This window comes from Aeromicrobium sp. PFPM2_SD2, from assembly GCF_057364525.1.
Genome location: NZ_JBNFNZ010000510.1, coordinates 1 through 1,647, shown reverse-complemented (window position 1 = coordinate 1,647; position 1,647 = coordinate 1). Strand labels below are relative to the sequence as shown.

The 1,647-nt window shown below is 75.7% G+C and carries 4 protein-coding genes; 1 reads left to right on the top strand and 3 read right to left on the bottom strand.

The genetic code is table 11. From position 1 onward, the window contains the following. From AC2W7G_RS15715 to AC2W7G_RS15705, 3 genes are all read right to left on the bottom strand, one after another. Positions 1-192: RskA family anti-sigma factor (locus AC2W7G_RS15715; protein WP_485869264.1), on the bottom strand; the 192-nt coding region annotated here is incomplete at its 3' end. Continuing rightward, the gene (locus AC2W7G_RS15710; protein WP_485869263.1) at positions 189-593 is read right to left on the bottom strand and encodes a sigma-70 family RNA polymerase sigma factor; all 405 of its coding nucleotides are present in this window, start codon (positions 591-593) and stop codon (positions 189-191) included. The genes AC2W7G_RS15710 and AC2W7G_RS15715, both read right to left, overlap by 4 nt. Before the next feature lie 465 nt (positions 594-1,058). After that, a complete protein-coding gene (locus AC2W7G_RS15705) occupies positions 1,059-1,337 on the bottom strand; it encodes a VOC family protein (RefSeq protein WP_485869262.1) in 279 nt (92 codons plus the stop codon). A gap of 98 nt (positions 1,338-1,435) precedes the next feature. Here AC2W7G_RS15705 and AC2W7G_RS15700 point away from each other — a divergent pair. Continuing rightward, the coding region (locus tag AC2W7G_RS15700) for a helix-turn-helix domain-containing protein (protein WP_485869261.1) at positions 1,436-1,647 on the top strand (212 nt) is incomplete at its 3' end.

The following is a 1,647-nucleotide window of genomic DNA, read 5'->3' as shown; positions in this document are numbered from 1 at the left end:
GGCGTCGCGCAGGTGGGCCGGCACAGGCACGGAGGCGGCGTCGCCCAGGCGGGCGGCCGTCTCCTCGAAGCCGCGCACCTCCTCGGCGCACTGCGGGCACTCGGCCAGGTGCTGCTCGAAGGCGGTCCGCTCCTCGGGGTCGAGCGCGTCGAGGGCGTAGGCGCCGCTGAGCAGGTGCGGGTCGATCGTCATGCGGGCACCCCCAGGCAGTCGCGCAGACGGATGAGGCCGTCGCGCATGCGGGTCTTGACGGTGGCCGGGTTGGCCTCGAGCAGCGAGGCGACCTCGGCGTAGGTGTAGCCGCGGTAGTAGGCCAGGTCGACGGCCTGGCGCTGCAGCTCGGTCAGCGAGCCCAGGCAGCGACGCACCTGCTCGTGCTCCAGGCGGGTCGTCACCTCCTCCACGACCTCGTCGTGCTCGGGCGTGCGGGCCCGGTCGTAGCGCTGGTCGCGGTCGGCGGCCGCCTGGTCGCGGCGCACGGCGTCGCGGCCCGGCGGTGGGCCGAGCGTCAGCACCCAGGTCTTGCCCCGGCCGAGGTCGGCGTCGTAGCGGTGGGCCTGCTGCCACACCTGCAGGAAGACCTCCTGGGCCACCTCCTCGGAGCGGGGCGGTCGCGCAGGACGCGCCGCGCACCAGGCCGAGGACGGCCGGGGCGAGGGCGTCGTAGAGGGCGGCGAACGCCTTCTCGTCGCCGCGCGCGACCCGGTTCAGCAGCGCGTCCGTGGACGGCTCGGGGTCGGTCGCGACGGCCGCAGCGGGCGGGGGCCGGGATCGGGGGATGACATGGGGCTCCGGTCGTTCGAGGGGTCTCATCCACGGTTCGGTGCCGAGCCCGCGGCGGATGGGTGGCACCAGTGTGTTGCCGCTCGCCCGGGCCGACAAGACGAGCCGGGACGACGCGCGCGGCGTCGTCCCGGCCCTGGGTCAGGCGGCGAGGACGTCCAGCACCCAGGTGACGCCGAACCGGTCGGTGAGCATGCCGTAGGCCGCGGCCCACGGCGCCGGGCCGAGCGGCTGGCGGACCGTGGCCCCCTCGGCGAGCCGGTCCCAGCACGCGGTCAGCTCGCCGACGTCCGTGCCGCGGACGACACGAAGAACGGGTCCTCGCCGGGCGACCACGGACGCGAGGCGGGCACGTCGTAGGCCATGACCGTGAAGCCGCTCGGGGCGACGACCTGCCCCCACATGACGTGGTCGGCCTCGGCAGGGTCCTCGACGGCGCCCGCGTCCGCGTAGGTGGTGACGGCCAGCTCGCCGCCGAAGGCGGCGCGGTAGTGCTCGAGCGCGGCGCGGGCCTGCCCGCGCAGGTTGAGGTGGGGGACGACGGTGACGGACATGGTTCTCCTTCGGGGATCGTCGGCCGGACGGCCGCTCGTCCCCGACTCTCGACGCCCTTGCGGTCAGGATCTGTCCGCTCGTGCCGCAGGATGGGTCCATGTCCACCTCGGCCCGGCTGCTCGCGCTCCTGTCGTTGCTGCAGGCCCGGCGGGAGTGGTCCGGGCCGCTGCTCGCCGAGCGGCTCGAGGTGAGCCCGCGGACGGTGCGCCGCGACGTGGAGCGGCTGCGGGAGATGGGCTACCGGGTCCGGTCCACGCGCGGCCTGGACGGCGGTACCGGCTCGAGGCCGGACCGGCTCCCGCCGCTGCT

Bases quoted from the DNA above. Each gene is read 5' to 3' on its own strand.
- AC2W7G_RS15705 (WP_485869262.1), bottom strand. From the start codon at position 1,337: ATGTCCGTCACCGTCGTCCCCCACCTCAACCTGCGCGGGCAGGCCCGC.